The sequence below is a fragment of the Mucilaginibacter sp. P5_A4 genome, from assembly GCF_056400605.1.
Window position 1 is genome coordinate 77,808 of sequence record NZ_JBFUKX010000019.1, and the last position, 17,211, is coordinate 95,018.

A 17,211-nucleotide genomic window follows, 5' to 3' on the forward strand; every position below is an offset into this window, starting at 1 on the left:
AGCCTTTCTGTGTTGTACCGAAAGGCTTTTAATTTATTACGAGCATGCTAAACCTGGTATTGTTTGGTCCTCCCGGAGCCGGGAAAGGGACTCAGTCGCAAAAGCTTATTGAAAAACATGGATTGATCCATTTATCAACAGGTGACCTTTTACGAGGCGAAATTTCGCAGGGAACAGCACTTGGGTTAGAAGCTAAGAAGCTGATGGACGAGGGAATGCTGGTTCCGGATGAGGTTGTTATAGGTATGATCAGCAATAAGCTGGATGCCAACAAGGATGCAAAAGGTTTTATTTTTGATGGTTTCCCGCGTACAGTTGCGCAGGCCGAAGCTTTAGACAGGCTTTTGACCAGTAAAGGTGATGCCATATCTGGTATGATAGCGCTTGAGGTAGATGATGATGAACTGGAGCAGCGTTTATTGCAGCGGGGTAAAGCATCCGGCAGGCCTGATGACGCCAATCCGGAGGTGATCCGTAAACGTATTAAAGAGTATAATGATAAAACGGCCCCTGTTGCCGATTTCTATAAAAACCAGGAGAAATTTAAAAGCGTACACGGTATCGGCCCTATCGACCATATTTTTGGTCAGATAGGTGAAGTTATTGAAGCGTATTAAAGAGTCGGGAAAGTCCGAAAGTCAGTAAAGTCCGAAAGTTAAGAACGTTAAAATTCTTAAACTTCCGGACTTTACTGACTTTCAGACTTTTCGACAAAAAAATAAAAACTATGTCGCAAGGTTCCAATTTTGTTGATTATGTGAAGATCTGTTGCCGGAGTGGTCACGGAGGGGCGGGTTCAGCGCATTTACATCGTGATATATTAACTTCAAAAGGCGGTCCTGATGGCGGCGACGGCGGTCGCGGCGGTCATGTGATCGTAAAGGGCAATGCCCAGTTGTGGACCATGCTGCACCTTAAATACCGCAAGCACGTAATTGCTGGAGATGGCGATTCGGGTGGAAGTTCATTACGGAGTGGTAAAACCGGCAGGGATGAGATACTGGAAGTGCCCCTTGGTACAACCATTAAAAATGCCGAAACCGGGGAAATCATCTTCGAGATAACCCAGGATGGCGAAACTAAAATATTAACACCGGGCGGTCGTGGCGGTTTAGGTAATTGGCATTTTAAAACGCCAACCCAGCAAACCCCCCGCTTTGCCCAACCCGGCGAAGACGGCAGAGAGGACTGGAACGTACTTGAACTTAAAATACTGGCCGATGTTGGTTTGGTTGGCTTCCCTAACGCAGGTAAATCAACACTGCTGTCTGTTGTATCTGCTGCCAAGCCTGAGATTGCTGACTATGCCTTTACCACATTAGTACCTAACCTGGGCATTGTATCCTATCGTGATAACCGATCGTTCGTGATGGCCGATATTCCGGGGATCATAGAAGGAGCTTCGCAGGGAAAAGGTTTAGGGTTTAGGTTTTTGAGGCACATCGAGCGTAACTCGGTATTGTTATTTATGGTACCTGCTGATACCACCCGCACCATCAAAGAGGAATACGAAATACTATTGAACGAACTGCAGGAGTACAATGCCGAACTAATGCATAAGCCCCGCGTTTTAGCTGTTACCAAAACAGACCTGCTGGATGATGAACTGCAGGCAGAAATGCAAAACGAATTACCGGAAGGTATTCCTTCGATATTTATTTCATCAGTAGCACAAAAAAACTTGATGGGATTGAAGGACCTGCTTTGGGCCGAGATAAATAAGTAAAATTTAAACGGGTTTAATATTTGTAAATAAAACCTGTTTAAAAGTGATTAAAACTTCTTTTTTTTGCAATAAAACTATACTTACTTAGCCGAATAAAGCACGTATTTGTTACTCAGCATATCCATTCGGAAACCCTTGTAACCTGGGAAGCATTTACGTATAATGTTTGATTTTGGCCCCATGTAGCCTGCCGGGAGCAGGATGTAGATCGGTCCGGCATGGCCATAGTGTACATAGCTGTCATATTCAATTTTGATATCCGAATCGATAGGATCTAAGATGATATAACGATTATGGTTAATCTCCAGGCCCAGGTCGGGGCTGATGAAAACGAATAGCGCATTCTTTGTTTTTCTATCCAGATCCATAATATAATCCAGAGATTGCTGATCTATAAATAGTTGCGCTATACCCGATGTGCCCCTCGCGTTTAATGTTTTATTTTGATGGTAACTGGGTACAAAATACCTGATACTCCAGAATGCAATAAACAGGCATACAATGGTGAACGCTATTTTAAAAGGTTGTTTCCACCGGCTTACCAGGTAAACCACGCCCGGTGTTACCAATAAACCTATGATCCTAAAATGCCTTGCTTCGTACGAAATATTTGCCTGTCGCAAAAAGCTATAACCAAAAAACAGTACCGAAAGCACATAAAAAATAAAAAGCAATAAGGTATAGTTCTTACTTGGTACGGTACGGATGACATTGATGATGAGCAATATACTTAATAGTGCCGCTAATAACAGTACAATTAACGACCAAAAAGGACTCAATACAGATCCATTACCGTGGAACAGTAACCCGTTCACCATATCATCTAAAGAGAAACCGGCTAAAATAGGGGAGGCCAGCGGGAAGCTAAAAGTTTCCCAGTTTAGCAATAATCCTGATGAATCTGATGCCGGGTTTGCCCCCTTAGACAGGTAGCAAATAATAATAGTACCTATCGATATTATACCAGGAATTCCAATCCAGGCGCCGTTCTTAATCCACACCATTAAATTTAATTGCTTTTGGGATAGTTTGATCCAGATATACAAACAGCCAGCAGCATACATCCACAAAAAGGATGATTTGCAGAAAAAGCCTATCCATCCTGAAAGCAGCAGGAAGAGTGCAAGTTTCCAGGTGGTTTTATCAACACTTATACAACCATACAAGAACCACCCAATAAAGCCAAAAAGTAAAACTTCGCCACCATTATAAAAAACGTAAGGAATAAAAAAAGCCTGTTGAATTACAATTACCAGCACGCTAACCGCTGCCAGAAGCTGAGAAAATCCAGCTTTTTTAAAAAAAATATAAAATCCGGCTATTCCCAATAAACTAAATACGGTAATGGTAATTGCCGATGCCTGCCCGGTATTAATACCAAAAACAGATTTAAAAAGGTAAGGAACCAAATACTGTCCCGGCGACCACCACGATAAAAATTCGGTATAGTTTTTACTGATGTCGGCCGGATCTGGTTTGGTTGCCATATTAAAGCCCCCACCAGCCTGCATTTTTTGCAAAACGTGGAAGCCCCAGCTTGGGTCAGGGAAGATAGCCGTAGGGGCAATAAATATCAGTACACCCATTACCAATACCATTATACCTAATGCTATCAGGATATTTCGATGGGTTTGTGATTTTTTTAATATCATATGTTTGAAGTATTTTATGAGCCTATCTCACGTTCGCGGATCTTTATAGCGGGGTTTCCCTGGTAAACGCCGTAAGCCTCCAGGTTTTTGGTTGCTACAGAGCCGCTGTTAAGTACCGAATGGCTTGCAGCAGTAATACCGAGGTTTACTATGGCCCCCGCACCAATCCAAACACCATCTTCTAAAATGATCCCTTTGGTTATCAGGTCGAAGGATGTTTTTTTATAGTTGTGACTCCCAGTGAGCAGTATAGCCCCTTGCGAAAGACATGCATTAGCTCCAATGTTAATCATCACCAGGCAGTCGATCCATACATTTTCGCCTATCCAGGTTTCATCGCCTATTTGCAGGAACCAGGGGTATTTGATATTTACACAGGGTTTAATAGTTACGTTTTTGCCAATCCTCGCGCCAAATATCCGCAATAAAAACACCTTAAAGCTACTGGATGGGATAATACTTGTCTTTAAAAAGATAGCGTTCACATAAAACCATAAAAGCCTTTTTATCGCATTCCCACCAGGGTGGAAAGGGTAGTTATTATAGGCGGAAAGGTTGGTTTTAAGCATGTTTATTGATTGTATTATCATTTTTTTTTACCCAAAAATACAGGGTTATCATGATGATGATGTACAAAGTGATGTTAAAAATGGTATGATGATCAACTATCTGGTTAGCCTTTTTGTTCCAGAACAAAGCTAAAAGCACAAAACGAATAACATTTAAGAGTTCGATGCTTAAAATACCGGCAATCAAAAAAAACATTTTTTGTTTCGGCTTTTTGGGATAAGCTATTACAAATGCCGAAAAGAAACTGATTAACCCAAGCCCAAGACAGGAGTATACCAATACGATGGTACCCTTGCCGGCTACCAATAATTCGGTGCCATTGTGTATAGCTGTGAAACCAAGCCAGCCGAGCACCTGTGAACTAGCGCTTAACAATATCCATCGCAGCCCTTGTATGTAGTTTAAATAATCAGCCAAAAAAGGATAATAGTGGCTGCCCGGGCTGGTGATGCCAAAAAACAAAATATTAAAATAATAGAACAGCAGGAACAGGAGTAGAAATGTAAATACAAATTTGAAGGGGGAGATGTTGGTTTGATTTGTCTGTGCCGTTTCTTGCTTGCTTTTCAGAATCTCGTCAATTTTAACATCAACAATCAGCCTAAACCAAAATCCCTGTAAAAAATGAAATATTACGCCAACGCGCCCTTCCAGTATACCTAATTGAAAAATCATGCGGTACATAAAGTAAAGCATCGGCCTTGCATAGCGTGGTAGTTGCCACCAGAGTTTCTTTAACCAGGCTGTACGCTCATCCGGCGGGCCGAATAATGACGGCTTAATAGTTTGTTGCCGCATGTTTTGCATTCGCTCTACCTCTTCCTGGGCCAGCAGATCGCTGTACCGATTATGTTTGGCTATCCAAAAACTGATGTTATTTTCCTTCAGATTTTCTTCCAGGATATAGCCATTCTTCCATACTTCGGTTTTGCCGGGAACAATAAACCTGTGATCCATATTCTCATTCAAATCAGAATAGCCAACCCCGTACCTGATCATTTTAAGCAGGTAAAAAGGATAATAACCGCCATGTTTTATCCAGCGGCCTTTAAAAAAATTTTTACGATTGAAATAAATCCCATTAACATCGCGGTACTCATCTTCTTTAAAATTGATCAGTTTCTCCTTCAGTTCCGGGGTAACAACCTGGTCGGCATCCAAACAAATAATCCAGGGGGTTTTAATATCGAAGTTTTTAAGTGCGAAGTCCCATTGTTTAGGATGATTCTCGAAAGTGTGCTGCAAGATTGTTGCTCCTGCTTTTTTTGCTATCGCGATAGTGGCGTCATCACTGCCCGAATCCAAAATAAAAAGAGGTGCATTCAACTCACTGATGGATGCCAACAAACGCGGCAGGTGCTGCTCTTCATTGTAAGTAAGGATGATGAATGAGTATGCCGGGATCAATACTGCTTGATTATTTTATTGTACAAACCTATATATTTTTCAACTAAGCTGTCGATACAAAAATCATTGTAAATAATAATGGGTGCACTTTCCCTGATGCTTAAAAGTTCACTCTGCTTGTTTGCAATTTGATCAATCGTTTCTGCAACAGATGCTGCGGTTGTTTTGCAAAGCCAACCCAAATTGTTTTTATTTACGTAGTCAGCTAATCCAACTTCCTCGCTGATCAAAACAGGGGTGCCCACACTCAGGCTTTCAATTACCGCGTTGCCAAAATTTTCATCGTACGACGGTAATATAAACAGATCGTGCTGCTGTAGTATTTTAAACTTATCTTCATTAATAAAGCCGGTCCATGTTATTTTATCGGCAATACCATTAATTATGGCCAGTGATTTTAAACTTTCAACATATTGTTCATTGCCATTGCCGGCAATGGTAAGATGAAAAGAGGCATTAACCATCCCGAGGGCATTGAACAGGATATCCAGTCCTTTTTTCTCCTCGATCCTTGAAAAGAAGATCAGTTTAATTGGCCACGAAATCGCGGTTTGAGAAGATGAGTGAAAAAAAGGCAGTTTTACAAAATTGGGTATTATGGTAGTACTTTTTGGATTAATAATACAGTTAACCGAATCGCTTTCTCTTGGAGATGTTGCGTGGATATGGCAACGCTTTAATACCGGCCTCCCTAATAAATTATGAATGATTGATTTGATACCCTGGTTTTTATTTTGAAACGAATAAGGGCTTAACGTACCCCTTGTTGAAACTAAAACAGGCACCCCTCTGATTACTGCGATAAGGCAGGATAGTACCGAAACAAGGTTCCACCAGGCATGTACATGCACCAAATCATAGGCCCGGGAGTTTTTCCAAACTGCATTTAGCAATGCGGGAGAAAAATGGCTATGGTCTTTAGTAATACGCTTAAAATAGGTAACGCTTACACCATCAACCATCACCGTTTGATTAGGGATTACCTCGAGTTCGTGAGGGCCATTAGCTGTGGTTACGTACATACTGATATCGTTGCCGCTTTTTACAAGCTGTTCGCAAAGCATAGCTACAGACATAATTGGCCCGCCATAAATATAGGCTGGTTTGTATGAGGGCGAAATCTGTAAAATTCTCAAACCTCTTTTAATATATTAGACGATACAAGTATTTTATGGATAAGCAGCATACTGATGTAACTCCAAAATACGCTATTGACCAGGAACTCAAAGCTGAGGCCGCGCCACATGACCTGGAATAGCCCGCTAAACACGAGGGCCGTTCCTAAAATATACCCGCCAAAAAGTTTTTCAGCTTTAACAGAGATCAGCTGTGCTACTGCCCCATAAATAAACATGAATAAAAATACCCCCACGGTACCGTAAGTGAGGTATGCATCAACAACAAAAGCCGGCTTTGCTGATACGGTTGATGCCCTGTTTACCACACCGGCATCATAAACACGTTCCATGATCAAATCTTCGGTACTTAGTTTGCCTGGCCAAAAAATACGTGGAATAATGGCCATGCCCGATTGCTTAATCAATTTTGCACCATAAAAGTCGACGTTTTTTGGTGTTGATTGCGTAAACTTTATAAACATATCAATCTCGCTTAACCTGAAAGCAAGGAAGCCCCAGTTTGAATTGTCTTCCTCTCCGGAATTATTTCCTAATGCGGCATCCAGAGCCAGTTGACTGGCTTCATCTGCGGAAGTCTCACCCGACCAGGCATTTTGCCTGAATATGCGGTTATAAGTAGGCAAAAACATAAACAGAAGAAGTAGCAGGGGGATGAAAATACCCGCCACCAACTTTTTATAGTTGGGGTAAAGGAAAACGCCCAAAACCAAAACACTTATAATAATGGGTTCTTTAAAACCCGATATGAGGGCCTGGTAAAAGTTAAAAAAGTAAAAGCAAATACAAATTAATGTATTACCAATTTTTTTAAGTGGTATAGCAAATGCAAGAGCTAATGTACCTGCTATAAAACTCAATGAACTGAACTGATTTGCAAATTGCGATAAACCAGGAATTTTAATAAACAATATAGAAGCAGGGAAACTGAAAATAGCTAACAACATTAATAAGTTTGCCAGTTTATCTTTTGCAACATAATATTTAGGTTTTGCCGAATAATCCATAAAGATCAAAACGCCAGAGATAAAGGCCGCGTGCCCTAAACAGTAATACCGCTGGCATTGCGCCGTCAATTGCAGCCTGTTTTGGTCAACTAACGTAGTGCTTACTTTTTCAAAGTTTTGATACCCTAATACATCCATGAAATAGAATATAGAGGTACAGGCCATATATCCGGCAAAAATTATCTGTACTAAAAAAATTGGTCGCATTAATTGTTCGGCAACACTCCTGTCATCAGGCAAGGGCTTAACCCAACCAGTTTGCGTCAGAAAAAATATCAGGAATGATCCAAGCCAGGCGATTATGTATGATAATTCATAATCACTCTTCAGCAAAGCAGCTAAAACCCAGGGGATGAATAATACCAGGATGCGTTCTACAGGCGCCTGTTTACTTTGCATCGCTATTATTTATTACGTTTAAAATCGCATCGGCCTGGTTATTAAAGCTCCAGGAGGCTATTTTATCCTTAGCATTGTTGCCTAAAATCTTCAGCGTTGATTTATCATTAACAAGCCCGCTTAGTTTTGTGGTGATATCTGCGAGATTTCCGGCTTCAAATATTTCTCCGGTAGAGCCGGGTATTACCAAATCAATAGCACAGCCGCATTTATCAGAAACCAGTACAGGCTTACCTGCGGCCATAGCTTCATTTACTGCGAGCCCCCAGGTTTCGCCAGGTCCTTTTGAGGGCAGGCAAAATAAATCGCAGGACTGGTATACTGCAGGCATTAATGATTGATTCCGGAATCCCATAAAATGAACATTGTTGTTTTTGCCGGCATTGGTTTTTAGTGAAACTTCTAAAATACCATTACCAACAAACAGTAAATGCGTGTTTGGCATGTTCAAAGTTAAAAAAGCATCCAGCAATAATTGAGGTGATTTTTTTTCTTCGAGCTTACCCGCAAATAATATCAATGTATCACCGGCATTAATGCGCAGGTTTTGCCTTAGTTTGCCGGCTTCAATAGCGCTATCCGCTGCAAATCTTTCGTTATCTATTGCATGTGGAGCAAAACTAAGCTGCCGTTCTTTTAAACCATGTTTCATAAAATAGGCTTTGTTATTGCTGCCCACATAAAATGCATGGTCAATATGATGATACACCCACCTTAAAAAAGCAAACCTTAATAACACGTTAAATCCCTTTTGAGCATCAAGCAAAGTTGAATCGCCCCTGAAATAAACCGGCAATTTGTTTTTGAAATGTCTTATTGCTTTTAAATGGCTGTCATATGCCCAGCCGTAAATCAATATTGCATCGGCCTGCCAGGCTTTTATTTGATCATTAAGTTCGGGGTTAACTATGCCCTTAAAATGATGTGAACCCGGGTCGGTGGAAATATTTTTCATCCACTCATACGGATAGCCATCCATTAGCGGTAAATCCCAGGATATAGTTTTTCCAAAACCGGGATCAAATTTTTCCTGAGCTTTTTCGCCCCAGGTGTAAAATACTTTAATCTCAACCCCTTGCCGTTCATTCATTAGTTTAAAAACCGGGGCGTAATATTGGATGGGATGAGTGGTTATAATGGCCAGGCGCATATCAGATGGTTTCGCCCATAATTTTAAATCCTTTGGCAGTTTTTAACCGCGCATTAATATAGTCGGGATCCTTGCAGTAAATGGTATTATAAATACCCAATGAGGAAATCAAATTTAAATCCCTTTTGAAAGCGTCATACTGGTAAGGTTTAAATCCATTTGCCAGGAGTAACTGATGGATACGCTCTTCATTAAATCCATAATGCGTGCCACTGCCATTAAGTTCGATGATGATAGCTTTAAGCGATTCCTGTTTTAGTGTATTATTCATCCCTTTCAATACTTCGGTTTCAAAACCTTCTACATCAATTTTTATTAATGCGGGTTTATCTTTTACGGTAAGTGAATCTACGCTGATTACGTTTACTGTTTCTACTTCGGTATTTTGGGACTCGTCCGGGCTGATGATATGATTGGTAGTATCCTCGTTTTTTGAAAATGTGCGTACACCCGCTTTTGCCCCGGCTGCAGCGTTAATCAGGGTAGCTTTATCCTGAAGCCGATTTAGCCCCATATTTTTATTGGTAATAACCGCAGTGTTTGCAGAGGCCTCAATGGCGATGGTTTTGGCCTTACATACCCCGGATGCTAATAAAGTGTAAGAGCCTACGTTGGCGCCAATATCAAAAAAAATATCATTGGGCCTTAAAAAGTGCAGTAAAAAGGCCATGTCATTAAATTCATGTAAGCCCGTATAAATATTGCCGGTAATACCGGTTAAACCCTTGCGGGCATAAAAATTTATTCCTGCCAAATAAGGCTTTACAATTAGCTTTGATGGCCTGAAGCTGCTTTGGATTTGCCACCATAAAAACCGGGTGAGCGCCTTAACCGGATGCCTTTTAGCTAAACTGTGGTTAAATATAAAGCCAAACGTTCTTTTAATTTTTTCCACTAATAACCTTATCAAAAAGTTTGCATTGGTTTACGGTCATTTGCTCTGCCGAATATTTATTTACAGCTACGGCGTGATATTGGGGCAGTTCTGGATTGCCATTAAGCAAAGCTGATAAGAACGCGTTAATATTTGCATCTGATATGGTATCATAATCATAAACATGCTTAACTCCATATTCCTTCATAATATTTATTGCTGAACTTGCCGGGTTAAAAACAGCCAATATTGGTTTTTGAGTTAGCAGGTATGGATATATTTTTGAAGCACTGTATTTAGGATCATCAGACCCTGGAATAAAAAGAGCGTCGGCCTGTTGCAAAGTAGCCAGCGTATGATAATAGCTAATCCGATTGGTAATTTCAATTACCTGGTCCCCTACACCATACTGTTTGGCAAGTGGAAGGATAGTTGGATTGCCCTGACCATTTGGAGCGTAACTTGTGCCGATAAAATAAAATTTTAGCAATTTAAAAGCCTCATTTTCATTTCGTAATGCAGTTTTAAGCGCTTTAAATAAAGGCGTTATGGCCTTATGCATATCTGCCCCACCCCGGCCTATATAAACTATGTTGACTAATCCTTCTGTAAGTAGGTTATCGAATGTTTTGTTATTTGCCCCCGCTATCTGCATATCTGGTTCAAACGCCCCAAAAGTTATGGTAGCAGCAGGTATGTTTTTAATTTTAGGATACCTGTTTTTCAAATCATCGATGTAATCATCAGATACACTGATTAAACCATCTACATTTTTTATGGCTATTGGTTCCAGGTATTTGTTAAGGCGATAGGAGAACCAATATTTAGGTGGTCTTTGAGTTATTGGCTTATCCTGGTAGTAATCGGAAAACCATGGATCCTGCATATCGATCACATAAGGAATGCCGAAACGTTTTTTCCAGTAGACCCCTAAAATACAAACCGGGAATTGAGTGGTGGAAAAATAGATAAGATCAAATTTTTGAGCTTTTAAAAGTTTGCTTACCTTTTGTTTGTAAAACCATAACGAGCGTAAAGCGACACTGCCCAGACCTAATTTAGAGGTAAATTGCTTTTTGAATGCTTTAACTTTATGGATCTTTGTATTTGCCGGTACACTTTGCGTTAACAGTCCATCCATATTCAAATCAGTATACTTTTCATCAACCATAACTACTTCGGCATCCCAGCCATTAGCCGCAAAATAGGGCAGGCTCATGCGCACCCGCTGCATATCAGCGCCGTTTACCGGGGGGAAGTAGGGTGAAATGATGAGCAACTTTTTCAATCCCAATATTTATTCTGATTTAGCTGGTGAGTTTTTTTAATGAACAGTATATCCGTTTGCCACAAAGCCCTGTCCAGTGGCCGCCTGATAAAGGAACATATATCATAAGTGATAAAACCAATACAGAAAGAAACTGGTTTAACAGATCTTTATTTGCATCCCATACCTTCGCAAACTTACCTTTACTTTGCCGGGTATCTACAGTCAAAATAATCTCATCAACCTGATTTGAAAGTATATCTAACTGGTGTTTTAGGATGTGTTTTGCATGGGGATAATCACCTGGCGCAAGATTGATCCGGAGGCTAACCTTATTTTTCAAGAGCATCTTTTACTAAAGCAAGCAATTTTTTTGATTCATTTTCCCAATTATAAAAGGCGGCCGCTTTAATTGCCCTGTTTTTTGCGGCCTGTAATTCTACAGGGTCATTAAGCCATTTTTCCAGCCCGGCTATTTGCACATCGCCTGGTTGCAGTGGTAACTTAAAGCCGGGTTTAAACATTTCAAACGCCTCGTTTTGCCCTTCGGTTTCGCTGGTAATAACAGGTAAACCAGATTGAATGTATTGAAAAAACTTATTGGTAATTGTATAATTACGGCTCATGGGGGTATCAAGTTCCAAAGCCAGCCCTACATCAAATTCTGCAATTTTTTCGGCCAGTTTATGCGCCTCAACCGTGTCATGAAAAAATAGAAGGTGTTGTTTTGTCAACAGTGCATTCAGTTTTTCACGATATCCATTATCAATATTACCAAGCAGGTGTATTTCAAGCCTGGGTTTAATTGAACCTAACAATTTAATGAATTGCTCCAGCCCTCTGCCTGGTCCTATCGTTTGGGAGAACCAGAACAGTTTTAAAGGTTTTGAAAACTCCTTTTTAAATGGAATACCGGGTGATGTAAATACATTGTATACAACCTGTGGTGTTGGGCATGCATAAACAGCTGAAAGGTTTTTTGCCAATGCATTTGAAGTAGTAATACAAAATACACCTCTATTTAAGGCTACCAATTCAGCCCGGTGCAGTAAATTGATTGGTCTTTCGGCGCGTGCATCGGGTAACAGATCTTCAGAATACCAGTCTTCAAAATCAAAAGCAACTTTAAGGTCCGCATTTAATAATTTAGTGCCAATATAGGTAGCCAGTTCCTGGTGACAGATGTACAGTTGGGCCTTAATGGCTTTAGCTTTGTTATAATAACGGACAGCCCCATAACCGAGCGATAAGCCAGTTTCTATTTTGAAATTACGGGTAAGCAAGCGGCCGAGCTTATTGAAAAGCTTATCTGTAAATGAGTAAATTGTTGATGCCGAAAGATCAGACACTACCTGTAAACTTAAATTGGGAAAGGCTTTGATGGCGTCAAGATCCTGTTGGTACAAATCTGCCGAAATAATACCCGTTAAAATACAAACCTCATAACCTGCTGTGGCCAAAGTAGTGGCCTCTTTTAAAACCCTTGGGTTACGGCAGAGGTGCGATTGGGTTATAATACAGATATTTTTAGGCAATGATTTACTGTTAGTTGAATAGCCTGGATTTAATTTTTTGTAATGATTGAGGGATGGAATGCGCGCTAAGTGCCTTTTGTTGTCCCTTTATTCTCAGTTCTTTCCGCTTGCTTTTTGAAGCTGCCAGTTCCCTGTATTTGAGAACTAACTCATCTGCATTGGAATAAGTTTCAATCTCGGTGCCCAATTCATATAAATGGGGCAAACCTGCGGTATATTCAGTTAAAAAGCATGCGCCCAGCATAGGGGCTTCCAGGTCGCGGAGCCTGCTATAGGTTAAAATATTTTTATTAAAAGTATTGAATGTCGGCACCCTGTTTATACCCAAGGTTATGCTGCTTTCGCGGGTAAGCCTCATGTATTCTTCAAAACCGGGCTTTTCAAATATATTTTCACCGGGTATGTTTGCCGGTGTTACTTTTTCGTAACGTTTAAGATGGTAAGCCGCAAAACCCTTGACCCCCGAATTACGGATGAGGTTTACCTGGTTTTTAATTTTGGATGAAAAATTTGACACCTGCAATGTTGTTGCCTGTACTGTTGAGTTATCCCAGCCAGTTCCCCTGATCTGTACTGGCAGTCCCTTACTGATGGCATCTGCCAAAAGCTGCGCCCTTAAATAATCTTTTGAACCAATAAATGAAATGCTGTTTGTTTCCTGTTCAGGGCTGGTCCGGTAGCGGGAATCAACCCACATGGGCATAGGCAGATTGATATGGACTACACCTGCTTTTTTGTACATGTCCAAAGCTTCAAACTCGGGAACCCAAACCAGATCGAACACTTTAAATTCATGCGGCAGTTTGGCAAACGACCGAACATTATCACAATAGAAATTAACGCATGGAATCCCTAATGCCCTTATTTGTTTTATGGCCTGCAGATCAATTTGTTTAGGGTATAAATAGCAAAGGAAAATATCAATGTGCTGGCGGTTTGCCTTAATATAAGTTAAGGTTTTTTCCCAGGCTTGCTCTTTCCATTTTTGTAGCGCCGGATCGTTTTCGTAGGGGACTAAACCAGCGGCCCAGTCAAGCCCTGGTACTTCAAGCCATTGCATTCCGGCTTCTTCAATGCCATTTTTGATATAATAGGGCCAGAAACGGTATGCAGGTATGGCATGCGGTTTAGTGTCAATATCCTGTAAAAACGATAACAGTATTCTCATGGCAGACGTTTGAACAAAACGTCGATCTGGTTTAGCTCGGTACCCACAGGTGTATTATTACCTAATGCAAAAAGCTGAAATTTAAAACCGGTAAGGCAATTGGCGATGTCTAAGAACTGGGTATATACAATAGCTGATGCCAAAATTGATTTTGCAAACAGAGTCCAGGTACCTGTATTGTTGCCGATATCAAATATTGCAGGATTAGCTTTTATCAATCTGCCATTGCAGATATTTTCAAGCAATTCAAGCGAATTGAGATGACCGGGCTTAGGATTGAGCCCCGGAGTGTTTCGGAGTTTTGCAAGTCTTCGTTTCCTGTTTAATTCAAGTGCTAACCTTTTAATAAGTTTATAGGGATTGTATACAACAGAAAGGTTCATGGATAGCTTAGGTGAAGTTATGAACGATTAATAAAATGCTTCACCAGCTTGGTAATTTTCCATCCTACAAAGGAGACCATAATTTTTGTTGATCCACCAGCCATAAATTTAAGCGATGAACCACCAAGCTCATTAACTTTTATTTGTGCAGTTTTTACCAGGTTCGGGTACCTTGGATAAATAATGTAAATAAAATGTTGCCAAACATTAGCACAAGCCAATTTAGCTTCGGGAGTTGAATGTACAGCTAATAAATTTTTTGTTGCTTTATCTAATGATCTGGATGCAGAAAGCATAGCTTCCTGTTGTGTACGCCCCGATAAACTGCCACTATTTCCTGAACGATAATATAAAATCGATCCCGGATCGAACACTACCAATTTACTTTTTAGTATTACCCTGGTAAAAAAATCCAGGTCGTCAATTAAGGTGAGTTGTTCGTCCCAGTAGCCGGCGCTTTCAATTACCTGTCTCGGTAATAAAAACATACCTGATTGGGTCATCGAATGGCCGTTTTTCCATGACGAGCAAATCCATTCACAGGCAGGTAGCGTTTTCCAACAATCTTCGGGACTTAGTTTAAAAGTTCCCAGGTCGTTATTATAAAACCGGCCCCATTTAGCAGAAATTATACAACCCTGGTTTTCATTAGCAAGTTTTACCTGGCTTTCTATCATCTCCGGATTTATAAGATCATCCCCATCCAAAAACTTAATATACTGCCCGGTTGCTTTACTGTAGGCTGCATTGCGTGCAGCGGCAGCTCCTGCATTTTTTTGACGGAATATACTTATATGCTTGTAATTGAGTTTTTGTAATACTGTTTTAGTGTTATCCGTAGAACCATCATCAACTATAATTATTTCGATGTTTTTATAGGTTTGATTTATTACAGATTCAATGGTATCCTTGATATAATTTTCGCAATTGTAAGCCGGGATACAAACCGAAACTAATGGACTTTGCGCTGACATCTTTGTTTTATACCGAGTTTGTGTTTTAATTTTTCAAACAACGAGTTTTTATCGTACCGGCCGTTTTTATCAAGTTTTCCGGTATTCCATATCTCGTTCCCAAAGTGGATGCTATATGACTCCGTGCTTATTTTTCTTCCGGACATAGTATCAGGTTTTAATACAGGTCTTAACACCTCTTTGATTTTATTAACCGGGGTCATTTTTCCTAAAATCAGTTCGCTTACGTTTTTCCAGGCGATGGGGTTAAAGTAGCGATACGAAAGTACAAATTTTTCCAGTTGCAGCTCTTTTACCGCTTTTTGAAATAAAAACGGACCAGCTAAACCGAAAGACATTGTTTTAAGATCAATCTGCTCAATTTGGTTAAGGCAGTATTGTACAAAATCGCTGCCCTTTGGCGCTTTAAAAACGCAATTATTTACCAACTGGTCATATTCGCCTTCGTAGCTTGAACAAAAAACGGTATCGGCTTCAAAATCGAATTTTTTGAGGCAAATGATATCCATATCAACTCACCAGCCCCCATTTTGCTGAACCATCAGCAAACGGAACAGGTCGGCAAAACCCGATACTGATCCCGCGCCCCAGCCGGTTTTTGTATTTGAAAATAGCATCTTCGCCAATAATACTCCTTGCGTCGTGAATTTGGGTATCTTTAGGTGCATTGGTTATTTCTTCATAGGCATACAATTGGAAATTGTGCCCGTGATCAATAAACGATTGGATGCATAATTGTTCAACCTTCGACAACTGGCCGCCTATCCATAAGGATTGGATATTTTTATTTATATCGCTTTCCATGCTTTCTTAAAGTATCCTTTTTTTGATAAATCTACGTAATGATGAAGTGCCCCAATATGATGGTTAATCCTGTTCGTATCCGGATTAACAATATATTCATCTGCCGGTAAAACAACTGCTTCAACATTGGCTAATAGCATAGCAGTTAAAGCCTGTTCGAGGTAATATGAGCTGCTTTCTTTGTCTTCCAACCCTTTTGTCCAGCTTTCTAAATTGTGCCAGTTTATTGCATTGCTGTTGAGGCCAATAGCGCCTACGTTTAACAATGCCGGAATCTTGTTTTTGCAAAGTTCTTCCATCAATTGCCTGGTGTAGCCATATGATTCCTGGCAATCCTGCATATATACCGGTTTTTCAGGCTTTTGCAGCCAATTAACTAAAGCCAGCGGATTACCCCAAAACATCATATCCGAATCTAAAACGAGTTTCCAATCTTTACCGGGAATGGTATGTACATCCGTCAGTTTTTTAATATGCGGATAAACTTCGCGTTTGTGGTGTAAAGCCGGGTATTGATGCTTTGGCAATGAATTGTTGAGGTTTTGGTTGATCATTTGCCGCGTCACAATTTCTGCCCCGGGCAATTGTGTGTTTATCTGTTCAATTAATTGATCGTCGAAGCTGCCGTCATCAACCAATATGAATTTAAATGAAGCCCGGCTAACTTTTACTAATGATTGAATACAAAACAGGGTTTGGTATAAATACTTTTTCCCGGTTAAAAAGTAAACTGGTAAGCCATCGGCAGGTGAGTGAACGGGGGGGAGATTCTTTGATGCCTGCATCATTAATTTTTGCCCATGCATCATTTTACGATAAGCAAAATATCCACCGAAGCGCGCCAGCCTTTTTAAGTTGGCTTTAGGGTAACGGTATAAAACATTAATGATTAACTGTATCAAAGGCAAATTATATCCTGAAAAAAACATCCCGCCATAGGTGTCTTACGTTACTGGTGTAGTGCCTTGCTACAACATTATCCAATGGCATAGCTTTAATTTCCTGGGAAAACATATAATAACCCGGCATTGAATTTATACAAATCATATAAGTTGCTGCCTGTGCCATTATAACTTCCTGGTGATAGGCTGCTACAAAGTCTTCTGTGCCACCGCATGCAAAATCTGTAACAGGTTGAGGCAGAATCTTATTAAGCAAA

At 40.4% G+C, this 17,211-nt stretch carries 19 protein-coding genes; 2 read left to right on the plus strand and 17 right to left on the minus strand.

Going from position 1 to position 17,211, the window contains the following annotated elements; translation table 11 throughout:
* Positions 1-44 precede the first annotated feature (44 nt).
* Entirely contained in the window at positions 45-617 is a 573-nt protein-coding gene (locus AC1DQW_RS13670) for an adenylate kinase (protein WP_477454581.1), read from the plus strand.
* Between the two features lie 110 nt (positions 618-727).
* Positions 728-1,726, plus strand: coding sequence for a GTPase ObgE (obgE, locus tag AC1DQW_RS13675; protein ID WP_477454582.1), 999 nt, complete (start codon positions 728-730; stop codon positions 1,724-1,726).
* Between the two features lie 80 nt (positions 1,727-1,806).
* On the opposite strand, the gene AC1DQW_RS13680 is transcribed toward obgE, so the two are convergent.
* The 17 genes from AC1DQW_RS13680 to AC1DQW_RS13760 form a co-directional block, all read right to left on the minus strand.
* Positions 1,807-3,378, minus strand: a complete 1,572-nt coding sequence (locus AC1DQW_RS13680; RefSeq protein ID WP_477454583.1) for a hypothetical protein — start codon at positions 3,376-3,378, stop codon at positions 1,807-1,809.
* Positions 3,379-3,392: 14 nt separating this feature from the next.
* Complete coding sequence (locus AC1DQW_RS13685; RefSeq protein ID WP_477454584.1) at positions 3,393-3,947, minus strand: WcaF family extracellular polysaccharide biosynthesis acetyltransferase; 555 nt, start codon at positions 3,945-3,947, stop codon at positions 3,393-3,395.
* The gene (gene xrtY, locus AC1DQW_RS13690) at positions 3,940-5,355 is read right to left on the minus strand and encodes an exosortase Y (protein WP_477454585.1); all 1,416 of its coding nucleotides are present in this window, start codon (positions 5,353-5,355) and stop codon (positions 3,940-3,942) included. Before xrtY ends, AC1DQW_RS13685 begins: the two co-directional genes overlap by 8 nt.
* Positions 5,352-6,491, minus strand: a complete 1,140-nt coding sequence (locus tag AC1DQW_RS13695) for an XrtY-associated glycosyltransferase XYAG1 (protein ID WP_477454586.1) — start codon at positions 6,489-6,491, stop codon at positions 5,352-5,354. The genes xrtY and AC1DQW_RS13695 overlap by 4 nt, the downstream gene beginning before the upstream one ends.
* Positions 6,488-7,897 (minus strand): exosortase Y-associated Wzy-like protein, encoded by a 1,410-nt coding sequence (locus AC1DQW_RS13700; protein WP_477454587.1) that lies wholly within the window; start codon positions 7,895-7,897, stop codon positions 6,488-6,490. Before AC1DQW_RS13700 ends, AC1DQW_RS13695 begins: the two co-directional genes overlap by 4 nt.
* Positions 7,887-8,987 carry a glycosyltransferase family 4 protein gene (locus AC1DQW_RS13705; RefSeq protein WP_477454588.1) on the minus strand — a complete coding sequence of 367 codons (1,101 nt, stop codon included), beginning with the start codon at positions 8,985-8,987 and terminating at the stop codon, positions 7,887-7,889. The genes AC1DQW_RS13700 and AC1DQW_RS13705 overlap by 11 nt, the downstream gene beginning before the upstream one ends.
* Positions 8,988-9,048: 61 nt before the next feature.
* A complete protein-coding gene (locus AC1DQW_RS13710; protein WP_477454589.1) occupies positions 9,049-9,942 on the minus strand; it encodes an FkbM family methyltransferase in 894 nt (297 codons plus the stop codon).
* Positions 9,929-11,209, minus strand: coding sequence for a glycosyltransferase (locus AC1DQW_RS13715; RefSeq protein WP_477454590.1), 1,281 nt, complete (start codon positions 11,207-11,209; stop codon positions 9,929-9,931). The genes AC1DQW_RS13710 and AC1DQW_RS13715 overlap by 14 nt, the downstream gene beginning before the upstream one ends.
* Before the next feature lie 19 nt (positions 11,210-11,228).
* Complete coding sequence (locus tag AC1DQW_RS13720) at positions 11,229-11,531, minus strand: hypothetical protein (protein WP_477454591.1); 303 nt, start codon at positions 11,529-11,531, stop codon at positions 11,229-11,231.
* A complete protein-coding gene (locus AC1DQW_RS13725) occupies positions 11,521-12,723 on the minus strand; it encodes a glycosyltransferase family protein (protein WP_477454592.1) in 1,203 nt (400 codons plus the stop codon). Before AC1DQW_RS13725 ends, AC1DQW_RS13720 begins: the two co-directional genes overlap by 11 nt.
* Positions 12,724-12,733: 10 nt before the next feature.
* Entirely contained in the window at positions 12,734-13,891 is a 1,158-nt protein-coding gene (locus AC1DQW_RS13730; RefSeq protein WP_477454593.1) for a glycosyltransferase family protein, read from the minus strand.
* Positions 13,888-14,274: a hypothetical protein gene (locus tag AC1DQW_RS13735; RefSeq protein ID WP_477454594.1), complete on the minus strand. Its 387-nt coding sequence runs from the start codon at positions 14,272-14,274 to the stop codon at positions 13,888-13,890. Before AC1DQW_RS13735 ends, AC1DQW_RS13730 begins: the two co-directional genes overlap by 4 nt.
* Positions 14,275-14,291: 17 nt before the next feature.
* Complete coding sequence (locus tag AC1DQW_RS13740; protein WP_477454595.1) at positions 14,292-15,248, minus strand: glycosyltransferase family 2 protein; 957 nt, start codon at positions 15,246-15,248, stop codon at positions 14,292-14,294.
* Positions 15,227-15,757, minus strand: a complete 531-nt coding sequence (locus AC1DQW_RS13745) for a hypothetical protein (protein ID WP_477454596.1) — start codon at positions 15,755-15,757, stop codon at positions 15,227-15,229. The genes AC1DQW_RS13740 and AC1DQW_RS13745 overlap by 22 nt, the downstream gene beginning before the upstream one ends.
* Position 15,758: 1 nt before the next feature.
* Positions 15,759-16,052 carry a hypothetical protein gene (locus tag AC1DQW_RS13750; protein WP_477454597.1) on the minus strand — a complete coding sequence of 98 codons (294 nt, stop codon included), beginning with the start codon at positions 16,050-16,052 and terminating at the stop codon, positions 15,759-15,761.
* A complete protein-coding gene (locus tag AC1DQW_RS13755) occupies positions 16,037-16,954 on the minus strand; it encodes a hypothetical protein (protein ID WP_477454598.1) in 918 nt (305 codons plus the stop codon). Before AC1DQW_RS13755 ends, AC1DQW_RS13750 begins: the two co-directional genes overlap by 16 nt.
* 7 nt (positions 16,955-16,961) lie before the next feature.
* Positions 16,962-17,210, minus strand: a complete 249-nt coding sequence (locus tag AC1DQW_RS13760) for a hypothetical protein (protein WP_477454599.1) — start codon at positions 17,208-17,210, stop codon at positions 16,962-16,964.
* Position 17,211: the final 1 nt, after the last annotated feature.